Genomic DNA, 17314 nt, shown 5'->3' with positions numbered 1-17314 from the left:
GGTCTAACCTTTTCCCAGTTCGGCGGATCGTCATCGGGCGGTCCGCCGTAACACCAGAAACGGCAACGTCATGCTCTATTTCGCACGCTGGAAGGTCACGCTGATCGTCCTCGTCATTCTCGCCGGGGTGATCACCACTCTGCCGAACTTCCTGTCGCCTGCGGCCTTGCGCGCGTTGCCGGACTGGTTGCCCTCCCGCCAGATCGTCCTGGGTCTGGACCTTCAGGGCGGCGCCTATCTCCTCTACGAGGTGGACCGCGCCGACTATGTGCAGAAGCGGCTGAAGACGCTGGAAGGCGACATCCGCCAGAAGCTGCGTGACGAGCCGCGCATCGGCTATACGGGCCTCGGCGTGCAGGGCAACGGCGTGCAGGTGCGCATCCGCGACACCGCGCGGCTGGCCGATGCCCGCACCCGGCTGAGCGAGCTGACCAACCCGCTGGTGACCAACCTGTTCGGCGGCCAGACCGTCAACGAGTTCGCCATCGACGTGGCCGACGACGGCCTGGTGCGCTTCACCTATACCGACGAGGGTCTGACGCAGCGCATCAGCACCATCGTGCAGCAGTCGATCGAGGTGATTCGACTGCGCCTCGACGAGTTCGGCACGACGGAGCCGAGCATCCAGCGCCAGGGCGAGGACCGCATCCTGGTGGAAGCGCCGGGCGAGGGCGATCCCCAGCGCCTGAAGGAGCTGATCGGCCAGACCGCGCAGCTGACCTTCCACATGGTCGACCAGTCGATGGCGCCGGAACAGGCTCTGCAGAGCCGCCCGCCGGTCGGCACCGTCGTCATGTATTCGATGGACGATCCTCCGACCCCGTATCTGCTCGACGAAACCCCGCTGCTGACCGGCGAGGATCTGGTGGACGCGCAGGTGTCCTTCGATTCGCGCAGCAACGAGCCGGTGGTCAACTTCCGCTTCAACACCTCGGGCGCGCGCACCTTCTCGGTCGCCACCCAGCGCAATGTCGGCCGGCCCTTCGCCATCGTGCTCGACAACGAGGTGATCTCCGCCCCGGTGATCCGCGAGCCGATCACCGGCGGTTCGGGCCAGATTTCCGGCAGCTTCACCGTGGAGAGCGCCAACGATCTCGCCGTGCTGCTGCGCGCCGGCGCGCTGCCGGCCAAGCTGTCGGTGGTGGAGGAGCGCTCCATCGGTCCGGGCCTCGGCCAGGACTCGGTCGATGCCGGCCGTATCGCCGCGCTGATCGGCGGCGCGCTGGTGATCGTGTTCATGATCCTCGCCTATGGCCGCTTCGGCGTCATCGCCGACATGGCACTGATCACGAACGTCGCGATGATCTTCGGCGCCCTGACCACGCTTCAGGCGACGCTGACGCTTCCGGGCATCGCCGGCATCGTGCTCACCATCGGCATGGCGGTCGACGCCAACGTGCTCATCTTCGAGCGCATCCGTGAGGAATTGCGGGCCGGGCGGTCCGCCATCAGCGCCATCGACGCGGGCTATTCGCGGGCGCTGGGAACCATCCTCGACGCCAACATCACGACGCTCATTGCGGCGCTCATCCTCTTCCAGCTCGGCTCGGGCCCGATCCGCGGCTTCGCCGTGACGCTGGCCATCGGCATCTTCACGACGGTCTTCTCGGCCTTCACGGTGTCGCGCCTGCTCGTGTCCTTGTGGGTGCGCTGGAAGCGCCCGAGCAAACTGACGCTCTGAGCGCCGGGAGAAAAACCATGCTCTTGAAGATTGTCCCGGAAAACACCCACATCGCCTTCATGCGGTTCAGGACGGTGTCCTATCCGCTGTCGGCGATCATGTTCCTCGCCTCGATCGCGCTGTTCTTCTCGGTCGGCCTGAACTTCGGCATCGACTTCCGCGGCGGCACCGTTTTCGAGATGAAGACGATGGAATCGCCGGCCGACATCTCGTCGATCCGCACCCAGCTCGGCACGCTCAACCTCGGCGACGTCCAGGTGCAGCAGTTCGGCGGCCCGGACGAGGTGCTGGTGCGCGTGCAGCAGCCCGAGGGCGGCGAGATGGCGCAGCAGGCGGTCGTGTCGCTGGTGCGCGAAAGCTTCGCCGAAAGCGTCGAGTTCCGCCGTGTCGAGGTCGTCGGCCCGCGCGTCTCCGGCGAGTTGGCGCAGGCCGGCCTGATCGCCGTCGTCGCCTCGCTGCTGGTCATCCTGTTCTACATCTGGTTCCGCTTCGAATGGCATTTCGCCGTCGGTGCGATCCTGACGACGATCAACGACATCGTCGTCACCATAGGCCTGTTCGTGGTGCTGCAGCTCGACTTCTCGCTGTCGAGCATCGCGGCGATCCTGACGATCATCGGCTATTCGCTGAACGACACCGTCGTCGTCTACGACCGCGTGCGCGAGAACCTGCGCAAGTACAAGAAGCAGCCGCTGCCCGAGCTTCTCGACCGCTCGATCAACGAGATGCTGTCGCGCACGGTGATGACCTCGCTGACGACGCTTTTGGCGCTTGCCGCGCTCTACTTCTTCGGCGGCGAGGTGATCCGTTCGTTCACGCTGGCGATGATCTTCGGCGTGGTGATCGGCACCTATTCGTCGGTCTTCCTGGCCGCGCCCTTCCTCATCCTGCTGAACCTGCGCCCGTCGAGCATTGCCGGCGAGGACGGGGACACGCCGGACGGCGGCGAGGGCAAGGCGCCCGCGGGCGGCTCGTCGGCCGCCTCCGCCTGATCGCCGGGCAGGGGAGTTCCGCACATGGCCGGCCGCGGACAGGGCATCGTCATTCGCGACGCGCACTTTCCCGGCCGCGCGCCGATCGAGGCCTATGGCAATGGCGGCTTCCGCTTCGCCGGCATGTCGCATCGGGGCTCGATCCTGTGCGTTCCCAGCGGCATCTACGGCTTTGCGGACCTCGCGCCGAAGCAGCTCGACCGGCAGGCGCTGGAGCGGGTCTTCGAGGAGGTCGCGGATATCGAGGTGCTGCTGGTCGGCACCGGGGCGGATCTCGTGCCGATGACCGCGGACCTGCGCTCGGCGGCACGCGAAGCCGGCATCATGGCCGACCCGATGTCCACCGGCGCGGCAGTCAGGACCTACAATGTGCTTCTCTCCGAGGACCGGGCGGTCGCCGCAGTCCTGCTGGCGGTGGACTGACCGGTCCCGTTCGGCCGCCGTCCCGCATTCTTCTGCCCGTTCCGGGCTCCCCATTTCCTGTTTGCGCGCTAGGTGTCCCTGAATGTGGGCCAAGGATGGCACGGGGGACGGCCATTGCCTCTCGCTCGTGCGCAAGTTCGACTTCGACCGTTACCTGTCGCTGCTCTACACCGGTGGAGCGGCGCGGGACGGGCTTGCCGCGCTCTATGCGTTCAACATGGAGATCGCGCGGGCGCGCGAGATCGTCTCCGATCCGATGCCGGGCGAGATCCGCTTCCAGTGGTGGCGAGATACGCTGGAGGCGCCGGCCGGCGCCGACGTCGACCAGCACCCGGTCGCGGGCGCCATCCGGCAGACCATTGCCGCCAATTCCCTGCCGCTCGCGCCCTTCGTCAACCTGATCGATGCGCGCGTCTTCGATCTCTACGACGACCCGATGCCGACGCTCGGTGATCTGGAGGGCTATGCCGGCGAAACGTCGTCGGTGCTGATCCAGCTGGCTGCGATGATCCTGTGCCAGGGGCGCGATCCGGGCACGGCGGAGGCGGCCGGCCATGCGGGTGTCGCCTATGCCATCACCGGGTTGCTGCGTGCCTTGCCCTGGCATGCGCGCCGCCGCCAGCTTTACCTTCCGGGGGATGTGCTCGACGCGCATGGCGTCGACCGGGAACAGGTCTTCGCGGGCAAGACGACCCCGGCGCTGAAAGCCGCCGTCGCCGATCTGGTCGCCATCGCCCGCCGGCATCTCGACGAGCTGCGCCAGCGGATCGGCGACGTGCCGCGCGAGGCGATCCCCGCCTTCCTGCCGGTCTGCCTGACCGAGCCGCTGCTGTCGCGGATCGAGAAGCGCGGCGAGGATCCGCTGAACACGGTCGTCGACCTGTCGCCGCTCTCCAAGCACTGGATCCTGTGGCGTTCCTGGCACCGCGCGCGCAAGGGCTGCCGCAGGTCCATCGCCTGACCGGAAGAGCGAGCTCGCAGCTCCCTTAACATCGACTTCAGCTTTGTCACCCAAGCTCGCTGCCTGTTTTGGAAAATTGGCGGTGCTCGGATTGGGTAGGGAAAAGACTTTGCGAAGCGGTCTCGACGGATTTCGGTCGGCGGGCAGGCGCGGTTTTCGCTGGCTGGCCGCGTTGCTCCTGCTGATTGCCCTCGGCGGCGCCGCGCAGGCACAGGACGCAGGGACGCAGGCTTCGCCCCAGACGCAGGCCCTGCAGCAAGGCGCTGCGGGCGAGGCCGACGAGAATTCGTCCCGCGAGCTGGAGCGCGAAGTCCGCAGCCGCATTCCCGATCTGCAGCGCCTGTTCCGCGACTATCCCATCGCACCGCCCGACACCTCCAGCCCGCGCGCCACGCTGGAGAGTTTCCTCCTGCTGATGCACGAGGCCGACCGGCTGTGGCTCGACGTGCGCAGCGACTATCAGGCCAGCGGCAACTTCTTCCTGTCCGGCGAGCAGCAACGGCAGCTCGACATCGTGCGGATGTTCATCGACAAGGCCAGCGAGGTCTTCGATCTTTCGGACATCCCGCAGACCGCACGCGCCAGCAGCGCGGTGGAAATCACGCTGCAGTTCCAGGAGATCCTCGACCGCATCTACCTGCCCGAGTTGGAGGACGTTCCGGGGGCTGCGGCCGGCACGTTCCTGGATGCGCAGGAGGCTGCCAGCCTGCCGGCGCGCTGGACGCTGCCCGGCACCGATCTCGTCATCGCCGAGGCGGGAACCGAAAAGGGCGAGGTCCGCTATCTGGTATCCCGCCAGACCGTCGCCCGGATCCCCGACGACTACGAGGCGGTGAAGCAGTTTCCCTCGCGCGCCGATACCGGCGAGGATCTCTACGCCCATTACATCTACACGCCGGGCAATCTCGTCGCGCCGCGCTGGTACGCTCTCGTTCTCGCCGGGCCGGACTGGCTTCGCGGCGAGTTCGCCAACCAGGCCATCTGGCAGTGGATCGCGCTGGTGCTGTTGGCCGGCCTTGCCGTTTCCGTGCCGGTCGGTCTGCATCGCTGGAACCGCTGGCGGGCGGTTCCGGTGTCCGATGCGCGCCGCCGCCTGCGGCGCATGCAGTATCCGCTGAGCCTGTTCCTGACGGCCTTCGCCTTCCGGTATCTCATCGAGCATCAGGTGAACATCACCGGCGATGCACTGATCGTGGTCGGCGCCATCTGCGAGGCGGTGCAGTGGGCGAGCATCGCCTGGTTCGCCTATCAGGCCGTCGACCTTCTGGCGAGCTGGGTGATGAAGAACCCGGCGGTTCCGGCCGCGAGCCTCGATTCCAGCCTGCTGCTGTCGGCCTTCCGCCTGTTCGGCTTCGCGCTTGCCGTGGTCCTGCTCGGCTATGGCGCCACCCGCATCGGCATTCCGGTCTACGGCGTCATCGCCGGCCTCGGCGTCGGCGGCCTGGCCGTTGCGCTGGCCGCCCAGCCGACGCTGGAAAACCTCATCGGCGGGGTGATCCTCTATGCCGACCGGATGGTGCGGGTGGGCGAATATTGCGAGTTCGAAGGGCTTGCCGGCACCGTCGAGGCCATCGGCATCCGCTCCACGCGCATTCGCGCGCTCGACCGTACGCTGATCACCGTCTCGAACTCCGATCTGGCCAAGCGCAAGATCGTCAACTTCAGCCGGCGCGACCGCCTGCTGTTCCGCCACACGATCGGCCTGCGCTACGAGACCGACGCGGCGGTCATGCTCTCCGTCATCGAGGCGATCCGCGCCTATCTGATCGGCCATCCACGGGTGATGGACCAGGTGGCGCTGCGGGTCACGTTCGTCGGCTTCGGCGCCTACTCGCTCGACATCGAGCTGTTCACCTATGTCTCGACGGCCGACCGGGTCGAGTTCCTCCTGATCCAGGAAGAGCTGCTGGTGGAGATCGGCAGCATCGTGCGGGCGCATGGCTCCAATTTCGCGATCCCCGCGAACGTCACCTATGTCGGCCGGGACGGCGGGCTTCCCAAGGCCGGGGCGCAGTCTTCCGAGCTATCGGCGCAAGAGCACGCCTGAAACGGAACCGGCGGCCCGAGGGCCGCCGGTCTGCTGCTATACGCGTTGTATTTTGCGCGGACGCTTCCGCCTATTCGGCGGCGTCGCGCGTGGCGCTCTGTTTTGTGCGCGCCGCTTGTCGCCTATTCGGCGGCGTCGCGCGGCATGCCCTGTTTTGTGCGCGCCGCCTGTCGCCTATTCGGCGGCGTCGCGCACGGGTACAGTCCCGGCGATCCAGCGGCCGAAGTCCGCGCGGGCGCGGCGGGTCATCGCCAGCTTCTTCGCCCGGGTCTTGTCCTTGCCCTTCAGCCGGCGGCCGTCCTCGTCGGTCTTCGGCGCCTCGATGGGCGGGAACAGGCCGAAATTCACGTTCATAGGCTGGAACGAGCGCGGGCCCGGCTCGTCGCGCAGGATGTGCCCGCCGGTGATGTGGCCGAGCAGCGCGCCCATGGCCGTCGTCTCCGGCGGCGGCGGGCAGGCCTCGCCCAGCCGCTCGGCCGCCGCGAAGAGCCCCGCCATGCAGCCGACGCTCGCCGATTCCACATAGCCCTCGCAGCCCGTCACCTGGCCGGCGAAGCGCAGCGCCGGGCGGCTCTTCAGCCGCAGCGTGCCGTCCAGCAGCTTCGGCGAGTTCAGGAACGTGTTGCGGTGCAGGCCGCCGAGCCGCGCGAACACCGCATCCTCCAGCCCCGGGATCATCCGGAACACTTCCAGCTGTGCCCCGTGCTTCAGCTTCGTCTGGAAGCCGACCATGTTGTAGAGCGTGCCGAGGGCATTGTCCTGGCGCAGTTGGACCACCGCATAGGGCTTCTGGTCGGGCTTGTGCGCGTTGGTCAGGCCCATCGGCTTCATCGGCCCGTGGCGCAGGGTTTCGCGGCCGCGCTCGGCCATCACCTCGATGGGCAGACAGCCGTCGAAATAGGGCGTGTTCTCCTCCCACTCCTTAAACTCCGCCTTGGGGGCGGCGATCAGGGCGTCGATAAAAGCCTCGTACTGCGCCTTGTCCATCGGGCAGTTGATGTAGTCCTTGCCCGAGCCGCCGGGGCCGGGCTTGTCGTAGCGCGACTGGAACCAGCAGGTGTCGAGGTCGACGCTGTCGAAATGCAGGATCGGCGCGATGGCGTCGAAGAAGGCGAGGGCGTCTTCGCCGGTCGCCTCGAGAATCGCCTGCGACAGGGCAGGCGAGGTCAGCGGCCCGGTGGCGACGATGACGCTGTCCCAGTCTTCCGGCGGCAGGCCGGCGATTTCCTCGCGCTGGATGGTGATGAGCGGATGGGCCTCGAGCGCCGCGGTGACGGCGGCGGCAAAGCCGTCGCGGTCGACGGCGAGCGCCCCGCCGGCCGGCACCTGGTGCGCATCGGCGCTGGCCATGATCAGCGAGCCGGCATCGCGCAGCTCCGCATGCAGCAACCCGACCGCGTTCTGCTCGGCATCGTCCGAGCGGAACGAGTTGGAGCAGACCAACTCGGCAAGGTCCTGGGTCTTGTGCGCATCGGTGCCGCGCACCGGGCGCATCTCGTGCAGCACCACCGGCACGCCGCGCCGGGCGAGCTGCCAGGCTGCCTCCGAACCGGCAAGGCCACCGCCGATGACATGAACTGGCTGCATCTCGATTTACTCTCCGCGCTGTCGTTCCCGGCGGCAGATGCCGTCCGGGCGTGTCCATTTGATGGCTGACTTACCGCGTCCCCTTCCATCAGGCAAACGCAGGAAGGATAACAGAAGGGACAAGGGCCGGGGGAACGCATGATTCGGTACGTGAAGGCGGAACGGCGGGGCATGGCGCCGCGTGGCACGGTGTGGCTTGCGCTCGGCTGCCTGGTGCTGGCCGGCTGCGCCGGACAGGCCTCCGGCAATATCGGCGGCTGGTACTCGGCGCGCGGCGGCGTCGCCCCCTCGGGCACCCGCATCTATGTCTGCCATGCCTTCGGCTGCGCGCTGAAGACGCCGTTCGATTTCTCGCCTGCCCATATGCGCCGCCTCAAGGCGATCCTGGCCAAGGGGCGCAAGTCGCCGGCGGCCGAGCGCGCCGCCATCGCAGAAGCCATCGCCTGGTCGGAAAAGACCATCGGCCCGGTCGTCGGCTCGGACAAGGATGTCGGCGGCTACGACCTGCACAATGCCGGCGTGCCCGGTCAGATGGACTGCATCGACGAGGCGACCAACACCACCAGCGTGCTGAGCATCGCCGCCCGCGCCGGTTATCTCGCCCATCACGAGGTGGCGAGCCCCGTGGCGCGCGGCTTCTTCCTCGACGGCCGCTATCCGCACGCGACCGCGGTGGTGCGCGAGACAAAGGGCGGTGCGGCCTTCGCGGTCGATTCCTGGCCGGAAGACAATGGCGTCAAGCCGGTGATCATGCCGCTGGATGCCTGGTTCGCCGAGCGCAGCTGACGCCGCCTCGCGATTTTCCGCAGGGTGATCGCCACTCTTTCCCGCAAGTCTCTCTGCAAGTTCTGCAGGCAGCGCTTTCGCTTTTTTCCAGGCGAAAGCGGCATCAGGCTCATGCGCCTTCTGTAGAGAGACAGTATAGTTTCAGCTTGAACGGGAGTAGAAAAGAAAAAAGCAAGGCACAAGGCCTTGCTTTTTAGGTTTCGCGTATCGCACCTTCGTTCGCCAAAGGCAAAAAAGATCTGTTTCGGCGGGCAGCAGTCAGTTACGACGCGCCAGAAGGCTCTTCCTCCCAAGACTCAGACCGCGATGTCTGTTTTTTAGCAAAGTAAGCCTTGCAGCTTCTTGCCTTGTTATGAGAACGGACCATAGCGCATCGTTATCCCCTTGTCACCATTTTGTGCAAGAGCAGCCCAATTTTTTTGCGGGGAGGGGGTTGAACTCGCGCACTCGCAAACGGGTCGCGCGATTTTCGCGGTTTCCCGCCACCTTCGCGGCTGGCGGGACTTGTGTTTTCCCGGCGCATGCGCTTTCACTGCGCAAACTTCAGGCGTCGCACTCGCGCGCCGTTCCTGCCAGCCAAGAAGTCCGAGAAGCACGCCGATGCGCCTGTCCCGCACCTTTCTTCCCATCCTCAAGGAAACGCCGAAGGAGGCGGAGATCGTCTCGCACCGGCTGATGCTGCGCGCGGGTCTGATCCGTCAGGAAGCGGCCGGCATCTATGCCTGGTTGCCGTTCGGCCTGCGGGTCCTGCGCAAGATCGAGCAGATCGTGCGCGAGGAGCAGAACCGGGCCGGCGCGCAGGAACTCCTGATGCCGACGATCCAGCCGGCCGACCTGTGGCGCGAGAGCGGGCGCTACGATGCCTATGGCAAGGAGATGCTGCGCATTGCCGACCGGCACGAGCGCGAGATGCTGTACGGGCCGACCAACGAGGAGATGATCACCGACATCTTCCGGGCCTCGGTGCGGTCCTACAAGGACCTGCCGATGAACCTCTACCACATCCAGTGGAAGTTCCGCGACGAGGTGCGCCCGCGTTTCGGCATCATGCGCGGCCGCGAGTTCCTGATGAAGGACGCCTATTCCTTCGATCTGGACAAGGAAGGCGCGCGCCATGCCTACAACCGCATGTTCGTCGCCTATCTGCGCACCTTCGCCCGCATGGGCCTGCAGGCGATCCCGATGCGCGCCGATACCGGCCCGATCGGCGGCGACATGAGCCACGAGTTCATCATCCTCGCCTCCACCGGCGAGAGCGAGGTGTTCTGCGACAAGGCGATCCTCGACCTGCCGATCCCGGGCGAGGACACCGACTTCGACAGCGACCTGACGCCGGTCATCGACGCCTGGACGACGCCTTACGCGGCGACCGACGAGATGCACGACGCCGGCGCCTACGAGGCGGTCGCGGAAGATGCGCGCATGTCGGCGCGCGGCATCGAGGTCGGCCATATCTTCTATTTCGGCACCAAGTATTCCGAGCCGATGGGGGCGAAGGTCGCCGGTCCGGACGGTGTCGAGGTGCCGGTGCACATGGGCTCCTACGGCGTCGGCGTGTCGCGTCTTTTGGGCGCCATCATCGAAGCGCATCACGACGAGGCGGGAATCAAGTGGCCGGCTTCGGTCGCCCCGTTCCATGTCGGCCTGATCAACCTGAAGCCGGGCGATGCGGAGTCCGATGCGGCCTGCGCCGATCTCGAGCGCCAGCTGACGGCCGCCGGCATCGAGGTGCTTGTGGATGACGTCGACACTCGTGCGGGGGCGAAGTTCGCGACAATGGACCTCATCGGCCTGCCGTGGCAGCTTATCGTCGGTCCGCGCGGCCTCAAGGAGGGCGTGGTCGAGATCAAGAACCGGGCAAGCGGCGAGCGCAGCACGGTTTCGCCACAGGAGGCTGTCACTCGTCTCGTCGGCGAGCTGGCGTCCTGACCAGGGGCCGGCCCTGCGGGGGCGGCATCCCTTCGGGTGGCGGGCGCTCCGCCGCCGGACGCGACTGCCCGGGCAAGGTCGCCCGGTCATGACTGGCACAGGGAATGGGAATGAACGCAGCCGCAAAGCCTGGGGCCGGGTCGGCAAAGTCCGTCGACACGCCGGCCTTCGCCCGGTTCGAATGGATGCTGGCGGGGCGGTATCTCCGCTCGCGGCGCCGCGAGACGTTCATCTCCGTCATCGCCGGTTTCTCCTTTCTCGGCATCACCTTGGGCGTTGCGACGCTGATCATCGTCATGGCGGTGATGAACGGCTTCCGCGGCGAGCTGCTGTCCAAGATCCTCGGCATCAACGGCCATTTGCTGGTGCAGCCCATCGGCAGCGAGCTGGACGACTATGATGCGGTCGCCGCCCGGATCGAGAATCTCGAGGGCGTCACCTTCACGCTGCCCTTCGTCGAGGGGCAGGCGCTGATTTCCGGTCCCTCCGGCGCCTTCGGCGCCTTGGTGCGCGGCGTGCGCGAGCCGGATCTGGTCAAGTTGCCGCTGGTCGCCAGCACGGTCAGCGTCGGCACGCTGGAGGGCTTCGACACCGCCGGCGGCCTTGCCATCGGTACGCGCATGGCCCGCCAGCTCGGCGTCACCGTCGGCGATACGGTCACGCTGGTCGTGCCGCGCGGCAATGTCACCGCGCTCGGCGTCACTCCGCGGGTCAAGGGCTATCCGGTGCGCGCGATCTTCGAGATCGGCATGTCGGAATATGACGGCACCATCGCCTTCATGCCGCTGGAGGAGGCGCAGCTCTTCTTCAACCAGGAGGGCATCGTCACCGGCATCGAGGTCTTCACTGACGATCCCGACAGCGTCGGGCCGATGCGCACCGCCGTCGAGGAGGGGGCGGGACGGCCTGCCTTCGTCAGCGACTGGCGCGCGCGCAACATGACCTTCTTCTCCGCGCTCGAGGTCGAGCGCAACGTGATGTTCCTGATCCTCACCCTGATCGTGCTGGTGGCGGCGCTCAACATCATTTCCGGCATGACCATGCTGGTGAAGGACAAGGGCCGCGACATCGCCATCCTGCGCACCATGGGCGCCACGCGCGGCACCATCCTGCGCGTGTTCCTGATCACCGGCGCCAGCATCGGCGTCGTCGGCACGCTGGCCGGCTTCCTGCTCGGCTTCGTCGTCTGCCTCAATGTCGAGAGCATCCGCCAGGGCATTTCCTGGCTGACCAGCACCGAGCTGTTCTCGCCCGAGCTCTATTTCCTCAGCCGCCTGCCGGCCGACATGGATACGGGCGAGACCTTCACCGTCGTCGTCATGGCGATGGTGCTGTCGCTGCTGGCGACCCTCTATCCCGCCTGGCGGGCCGCCAGGCTCGACCCGGTCGAGGCGCTGAGATACGAATGACCATGGCTCCCGAACAGGATCAGGCCCGGACCGACGCACTCGGCGACCTGCCGCTGGTGCTTGCCGGCATCAACCGCAGCTTTCGCGAGGGCGAGGGGCAGCTCGACATTCTGGTCGACGCCAACCTTGCGCTGCATCCGGGCGAGCTGGTCGCGCTGGTCGCGCCCTCCGGCGCCGGCAAGTCGACCCTGCTGCACATCGCCGGCTTGCTCGAGCGGCCCGACAGCGGCGAGGTCTATGTCGGCGGGCGGCCCTGCGGCAGCATGGAAGACGCCGACCGCACGCGCATGCGCCGTACCGAGCTCGGCTTCGTCTACCAGTTCCACCATCTGTTGCCCGAGTTCACGGCGCTGGAAAACCTCGTCATCCCGCAGCTGATCCGCGGGCTCGACAAGCGCGAGGCCGAGGAGCGGGCGAGCCAGTTGCTCGACTACATGCGCCTCGGCAACCGGGCGAGCCATCGCCCGTCCGAGCTTTCGGGCGGCGAGCAGCAGCGCGTCGCCATTGCCCGCGCCGTCGCCAATGCGCCGCGCGTTCTGCTGGCCGACGAGCCGACCGGCAACCTCGATCCGGGCACCTCCAGCTACGTGTTCGATGCGCTGGTGGCGCTGGTGCGCGCCTCTGGCCTTGCCGCGCTGATCGCCACCCACAACATGGAGCTGGCGGGCCGCATGGACCGCCGCATCACCCTGCGCGACCAGCAGATCATCGAGCTCTGACGCCCGTTACCCAGATCCCTCCGCGGTCACCCCATCCTCTGCCGTCACCCCGGCCAAACGCAGCGCGTGCCGGGGCCTGTTGGCTTCCAGAGCGGTGGTGAGGACACGCCGACGCGCACCCACACTCGGTCTGTCGTCCCGGTTTCGGCGCAGCCGAAGACCGGGATCCAGTAACCCCAGATCGTGCGGCCCGAGCCGTGACGTTGCCGCGAGTGACCCTCGCCGAGGGGGCATCCACTTTCGCAAACCTGCCCGCCCGGGCGGATACTGGATACCTGCCTTCGCAGGTATGACAGCCGAGAGGATGGCGACGCGCTCCCGCCTCATGCCCGCCGAGGGTGCCAATGGTTCCCGGTTCTGCGCTTCGCTTGACCCGGATGACGACCTGAGAGAGAGGCGCGACCCCGCATCCCCTCTGCCGTCAATTCGATCCCTCCGCCGTCACCCCGGACGAGCATCGCGAGATCCGGGGCCTATTGGCTTCCAGAGCGGTGGCGAGGACACGCCGACGCGCGCCCATGCTCAGCCTGTCGTCCCGGTTTCGGCGCAGCCGAAGATCGGGAACCAGTAACCACGAACGGTTCGGCTCAGATCTCGGCGTTGCCGCGAGCGCCTCTCTCCGAGGGGCATCCGCTTTCGTAAACCCACACGACCCGGCGGATACTGGATGCCTGCCTTCGCAGGCATGACAGCCGAGGGTGGGGGGGACGCCTCCCGCTCATCCCTGCCGATGGTTGCTCCTGCCTCCTGGCTCCGCCCACCGATCCTGCACCCGGTTTAACCGTGCGCTAACCATGAGTCGTGCCGTCGGAATGACGGGGGTTGCAAAAAGAACAAAACGTGAACATACTCGAATTATCGAGAGTTCACCGAGAGTTCCGGGGCAAGGGAGGCTACCATGTTCGATGAGTTCCGCGACAGTTTTCAGGATCTGGCCGCATTGGCGGCGCTGACCCTGTTCGGCACCACGATGCTGCTCTGGAGCAGCGCCATTGCCGAGCTGCTGACCGCCTGACCATCCGACAGGCTTGCCGTCCGCCGGCGGGTCTCGCCGGCCCGCCGATTGGCGGTGCATGGCGTGCCCATATCTGGGGACCGGCGGGCGCAACGGGTCGACATCGGGGAGCGGACGGGGAACACTGTCCGCTCGACCACAGGCGGCCGCCTTTCCCGATCGCGCAACAGCCCTGATCGCGTGCGCGCCGCTTGTCCTTTTCGGCAGGCAGCAACGGCGAGCATCAAGATGAGCGATCCCGGCTTCGTCCATCTCAGGGTCCATTCGGCCTATTCGCTTCTGGAAGGCGCGCTGCCGATCGGCAAGCTCGTCGGGCTTGCCAGTGGCGACGGCCAGCCGGCGCTCGCCATCACCGACACCTCCAATCTCTTCGGCGCGCTGGAATTCTCCGACAAGGCCTGGGGCGCCGGCATCCAGCCGATCACCGGCGTGCAGCTTGCCGTCGATTTCGGCGACGGCGGCGTGCGCAAGGGGCGGGGCACCGAGCATCTCGGCGATGTGGTCCTGCTCGCCGCGACGGACGAGGGCTACGGCAATCTGATGGACGTGGTCAGCCGCGCCTATCTCGACACCGACCCGTCCATGCGCGCGCACATCCCGATCTCGCGGCTGGAAGACGGCTCGGCCGGCGTCATCCTGCTCACCGGCGGTGTCGGCGGGCCGATCGGCCAGGCGCTGGTCGCCGGGGAACCGGACAAGGCCCGCGCCCGCCTGGAGCGGTTGGCGGCAGCCTTCGGCGACCGCCTTTATGTGGAGCTGCAGCGCCACGACATGCCGGAGGAGATCGCCAGCGAGGCCGAGACCATTCGGCTCGCCTACGATCTCGGCCTGCCGCTCGTCGCCACCAACGAGCCGTTCTTCGCCACCGCCGACGATTACGAGGCGCATGACGCGCTGATCGCGATCTCGGAAGGCCGGGTGATCATCGAGGACGACCGCCGCCGTCTGACGCCGGAGCATCGCTTTAAGACGCGCGCGGAAATGATTGAACTGTTTGCGGATTTGCCGGAGGCAACCGCCAATACGGTGGAGATCGCCCGGCGCTGCCATGCCCGGCCGATGAAGCGTTCGCCGATCCTGCCGCAGTTCGCCGGCGCCTCCGCAGATCCGGAAGCCGCCTTCATCGCCGAGGTCGAGGAGCTGCGCCGCCAGGCGCGCGAAGGTCTGACCGGCCGGCTCGAGGCGCATGGCCTTGCCGACGGCGTCAGCGAGCAGGACTACTGGGATCGGCTCGACTACGAGCTCGGCGTCATCGAGCGCATGCGCTTTCCCGGCTACTTCCTGATCGTTGCCGATTTCATCAAGTGGGCGAAGGCGCAGGATATCCCGGTCGGGCCGGGCCGTGGTTCGGGTGCGGGCTCTCTGGTCGCATGGTCTCTGACCATTACCGACCTTGATCCAATGCGTTACGCGCTTCTGTTCGAGCGATTTCTTAATCCCGAGCGCGTGTCGATGCCGGACTTCGACATCGACTTCTGCCAGAACCGGCGCGAAGAGGTCATCCGCTACGTGCAGCGCAAGTACGGGCGCGAGCAGGTGGCGCAGATCATCACCTTCGGTACGCTGCAGGCGCGCGCCGTGCTGCGCGACGTCGGCCGCGTGCTGCAGATGCCCTACGGCCAGGTCGACCGCCTGTCGAAGATGGTGCCGGCGGTGCCGGGCCAGCCGATCACGCTGGAACAGGCGATCCGCGACGAGCCGCGCCTGCAGGAGGCGCAGCGCGAGGAGGAGACGGTCGCGCGTCTGCTCGCCATGGCGCAGAAGCTGGAGGGGCTTTACCGCCACGCCTCGACCCACGCTGCCGGCGTCGTCATCGGCGACCGGCCGCTGGAGCAGCTGGTGCCGCTCTACCGCGACCCGCGCTCCGACATGCCGGTTGCCCAGTTCAACATGAAGTGGGTCGAGCAGGCGGGGCTCGTGAAGTTCGACTTCCTCGGCCTGAAGACGCTGACGGTGATCGACACGGCGGTGAAGCTGATCGCCGACAAGGGCATCGCCGTCGACATGGCCGGCCTGCCGATGGACGACCCGGCCACCTACCGGCTGCTTGCGGCCGGCGAGACGGTCGGCGTGTTCCAGCTGGAAAGCCAGGGCATGCGCCGGGCCATCGCCGGCATGAAGCCGGACCGGTTCGAGGACATCATCGCGCTGGTGGCGCTGTACCGTCCCGGCCCGATGGACAACATCCCGGTCTACAATGCGGTCAAGCATGGCGAGCAGGAGCCGGACTATCTGCATCCGCTGCTCGAGCCGATCCTGAAGGAGACGAACGGCATCATCGTCTACCAGGAGCAGGTGATGCAGATCGCCCAGGTGCTCTCGGGCTACTCGCTCGGCGAAGCCGACCTGCTGCGCCGCGCCATGGGCAAGAAGATCGCCGCGGAGATGGAGGTGCAGCGCGCCCGCTTCGTCGAGGGCGCGGTCGAGCGCGGCGTCGACAAGGGGCAGGCGGGCACGATCTTCGACCTGGTCGCCAAGTTCGCGAACTACGGCTTCAACAAGTCGCACGCCGCCGCCTATGCGCTTGTCTCCTACCAGACGGCCTGGCTGAAGGCGAACCACCCGGTCGAGTTCATGGCCGCGTCGATGACGCTCGATCTCGGCAACACCGACAAGCTCAGCGACTTCTGCGTCGAGGCGCGGCGCATGGGCATCAAGGTGCTGCCGCCGTCGATCAACCGCTCCGGCGTGCATTTCACCGTCGAGGGCGAGAAGATCCGCTACGCCATGGGCGCGATCAAGGGCGTCGGTGAGGGGGTGATGGAGCACATCATCACCGTGCGCGAGGAACGCCCGTTCTCCAGCCTCGGCAATTTCTCCTCGCGGGTGAACGCGCGCCAGCTCAACAAGCGGACGCTGGAAAGCCTCGTCAATGCCGGCGCCTTCGACGAGCTGGAACCCAACCGCGCGCGGCTCGTCGCCGGTCTCGACCGCATCATCGGCGTCGCCCAGCGGACCGACGAGGAAAAGAGCAGCGGCCAGAACGACATGTTCGGCGGCGGCGAGGAGGGCGAGGAGGTGCATCTGCCCGACGCGCAGGCCTGGCTGCCGGAGGAGCAGCTGCAGCGCGAGCAGGCGGCCATCGGCTTCTATCTCTCCGCCCATCCGCTCGATGCCTATCGCCCGCTGCTGGAGCGCATGCGCGTGCAGATGTGGAGCGAGTTCTCGCAGGCGGTGAAGCAGGGCGCCTCCGCTGGGCGTCTCGCCGGCACGGTGCTGGCGCGCCAGGAGCGCAAGACCCGCTCGGGCAACCGCATGGGTATCGTCCGCCTGTCCGATCCTTCCGGCCAGTTCGAAGCGCTGCTGTTTTCCGAGGCGCTGGCACAGTTCCGCGACGCGCTGGAGCCGGGCGTCTCGGTGGTGCTTCTGGTCGGGGCGGACATGCGCGACGACGAGCCGAGCCTGCGCATCCAGTCGGTGCGCCCGCTGGAGGAAGAGGCCTCGCGCGTGCAGAAGAGCCTCACCGTCTTCCTGCGCAACGAGCAGGCCGTGTCGCGGCTGTCGCGGCACCTCGGCGACCGGGGCGACGGCGAAGTCAGCGTCGTGGTGCTGTGCGGCGACGGCAACCGCGAGGTCGAGGTCAAGCTGCCGGGCGGCTACCGCCTGACGCCGCAGATGGCCGGCGCGGTCAAGACCATCCCCGGCGTCGTCGAGGTGCAGCTGGCCTGACCGGTTCGGGCAGGGGGCGGGCAGGGGCGGCAGCGACACGCCGGCAGTGGCCCCACGCTTCTCTCCCCCCCTTGAGGGGGAGATGTCGGCGAAGCC

At 67.2% G+C, this 17314-nt stretch carries 11 protein-coding genes; 10 read left to right on the top strand and 1 reads right to left on the bottom strand.

Annotated features, from left to right (window positions below; all coding sequences use genetic code 11):
* Window positions 1-70 precede the first annotated feature (70 nt).
* From secD to BBX35_RS01655, 5 genes are all read left to right on the top strand, one after another.
* Complete coding sequence (gene secD / locus BBX35_RS23840; RefSeq protein WP_067215293.1) at window positions 71-1681, top strand: protein translocase subunit SecD; 1611 nt, start codon at window positions 71-73, stop codon at window positions 1679-1681.
* Window positions 1682-1698: 17 nt separating this feature from the next.
* Window positions 1699-2673, top strand: a complete 975-nt coding sequence (secF, locus tag BBX35_RS23835) for a protein translocase subunit SecF (protein WP_067215291.1) — start codon at window positions 1699-1701, stop codon at window positions 2671-2673.
* Between the two features lie 24 nt (window positions 2674-2697).
* Complete coding sequence (locus BBX35_RS01665) at window positions 2698-3096, top strand: Mth938-like domain-containing protein (protein ID WP_067215288.1); 399 nt, start codon at window positions 2698-2700, stop codon at window positions 3094-3096.
* Between the two features lie 82 nt (window positions 3097-3178).
* Window positions 3179-4057: a phytoene/squalene synthase family protein gene (locus tag BBX35_RS01660; RefSeq protein ID WP_067215287.1), complete on the top strand. Its 879-nt coding sequence runs from the start codon at window positions 3179-3181 to the stop codon at window positions 4055-4057.
* A gap of 172 nt (window positions 4058-4229) precedes the next feature.
* Window positions 4230-6104, top strand: coding sequence for a mechanosensitive ion channel family protein (locus tag BBX35_RS01655; protein WP_067215284.1), 1875 nt, complete (start codon window positions 4230-4232; stop codon window positions 6102-6104).
* Window positions 6105-6278: 174 nt separating this feature from the next.
* Here BBX35_RS01655 and trmFO read toward each other — a convergent pair whose 3' ends face one another.
* Window positions 6279-7691 (bottom strand): methylenetetrahydrofolate--tRNA-(uracil(54)-C(5))-methyltransferase (FADH(2)-oxidizing) TrmFO, encoded by a 1413-nt coding sequence (gene trmFO / locus BBX35_RS01650; RefSeq protein WP_067215282.1) that lies wholly within the window; start codon window positions 7689-7691, stop codon window positions 6279-6281.
* 171 nt (window positions 7692-7862) lie between these two features.
* Here trmFO and BBX35_RS01645 point away from each other — a divergent pair, with 171 nt between their 5' ends.
* From BBX35_RS01645 to dnaE, 5 genes are all read left to right on the top strand, one after another.
* Window positions 7863-8477, top strand: a complete 615-nt coding sequence (locus BBX35_RS01645) for a hypothetical protein (protein WP_067218033.1) — start codon at window positions 7863-7865, stop codon at window positions 8475-8477.
* 600 nt (window positions 8478-9077) lie between these two features.
* Window positions 9078-10406 carry a proline--tRNA ligase gene (proS, locus tag BBX35_RS01640; protein ID WP_067215280.1) on the top strand — a complete coding sequence of 443 codons (1329 nt, stop codon included), beginning with the start codon at window positions 9078-9080 and terminating at the stop codon, window positions 10404-10406.
* Between the two features lie 104 nt (window positions 10407-10510).
* A complete protein-coding gene (locus tag BBX35_RS01635) occupies window positions 10511-11815 on the top strand; it encodes a lipoprotein-releasing ABC transporter permease subunit (RefSeq protein ID WP_067215278.1) in 1305 nt (434 codons plus the stop codon).
* The gene (locus tag BBX35_RS01630) at window positions 11812-12534 is read left to right on the top strand and encodes an ABC transporter ATP-binding protein (protein WP_410176306.1); all 723 of its coding nucleotides are present in this window, start codon (window positions 11812-11814) and stop codon (window positions 12532-12534) included. Before BBX35_RS01635 ends, BBX35_RS01630 begins: the two co-directional genes overlap by 4 nt.
* Before the next feature lie 1243 nt (window positions 12535-13777).
* Window positions 13778-17218 carry a DNA polymerase III subunit alpha gene (gene dnaE, locus BBX35_RS01625; protein WP_067215273.1) on the top strand — a complete coding sequence of 1147 codons (3441 nt, stop codon included), beginning with the start codon at window positions 13778-13780 and terminating at the stop codon, window positions 17216-17218.
* Window positions 17219-17314: the final 96 nt, after the last annotated feature.

It is taken from the genome of Stappia indica (assembly GCF_001696535.1).
GTDB classification, from domain to species: Bacteria; Pseudomonadota; Alphaproteobacteria; order Rhizobiales; family Stappiaceae; genus Stappia; species Stappia indica.
Note: the sequence above shows the minus strand (reverse complement) of the source record. Positions and strands in the feature narration are given on the sequence as shown.

Coding starts and splice junctions, on each gene's coding strand:
- proS (WP_067215280.1), top strand. CDS start 9,078: ATGCGCCTGTCCCGCACCTTTCTTCCCATCCTCAAGGAAACGCCGAAG.
- BBX35_RS01660 (WP_067215287.1), top strand. CDS start 3,179: ATGTGGGCCAAGGATGGCACGGGGGACGGCCATTGCCTCTCGCTCGTG.
- secD (WP_067215293.1), top strand. CDS start 71: ATGCTCTATTTCGCACGCTGGAAGGTCACGCTGATCGTCCTCGTCATT.
- BBX35_RS01635 (WP_067215278.1), top strand. CDS start 10,511: ATGGGAATGAACGCAGCCGCAAAGCCTGGGGCCGGGTCGGCAAAGTCC.
- BBX35_RS01645 (WP_067218033.1), top strand. CDS start 7,863: ATGGCGCCGCGTGGCACGGTGTGGCTTGCGCTCGGCTGCCTGGTGCTG.
- BBX35_RS01665 (WP_067215288.1), top strand. CDS start 2,698: ATGGCCGGCCGCGGACAGGGCATCGTCATTCGCGACGCGCACTTTCCC.
- secF (WP_067215291.1), top strand. CDS start 1,699: ATGCTCTTGAAGATTGTCCCGGAAAACACCCACATCGCCTTCATGCGG.
- BBX35_RS01630 (WP_410176306.1), top strand. CDS start 11,812: ATGACCATGGCTCCCGAACAGGATCAGGCCCGGACCGACGCACTCGGC.
- trmFO (WP_067215282.1), bottom strand. CDS start 7,691: ATGCAGCCAGTTCATGTCATCGGCGGTGGCCTTGCCGGTTCGGAGGCA.
- dnaE (WP_067215273.1), top strand. CDS start 13,778: ATGAGCGATCCCGGCTTCGTCCATCTCAGGGTCCATTCGGCCTATTCG.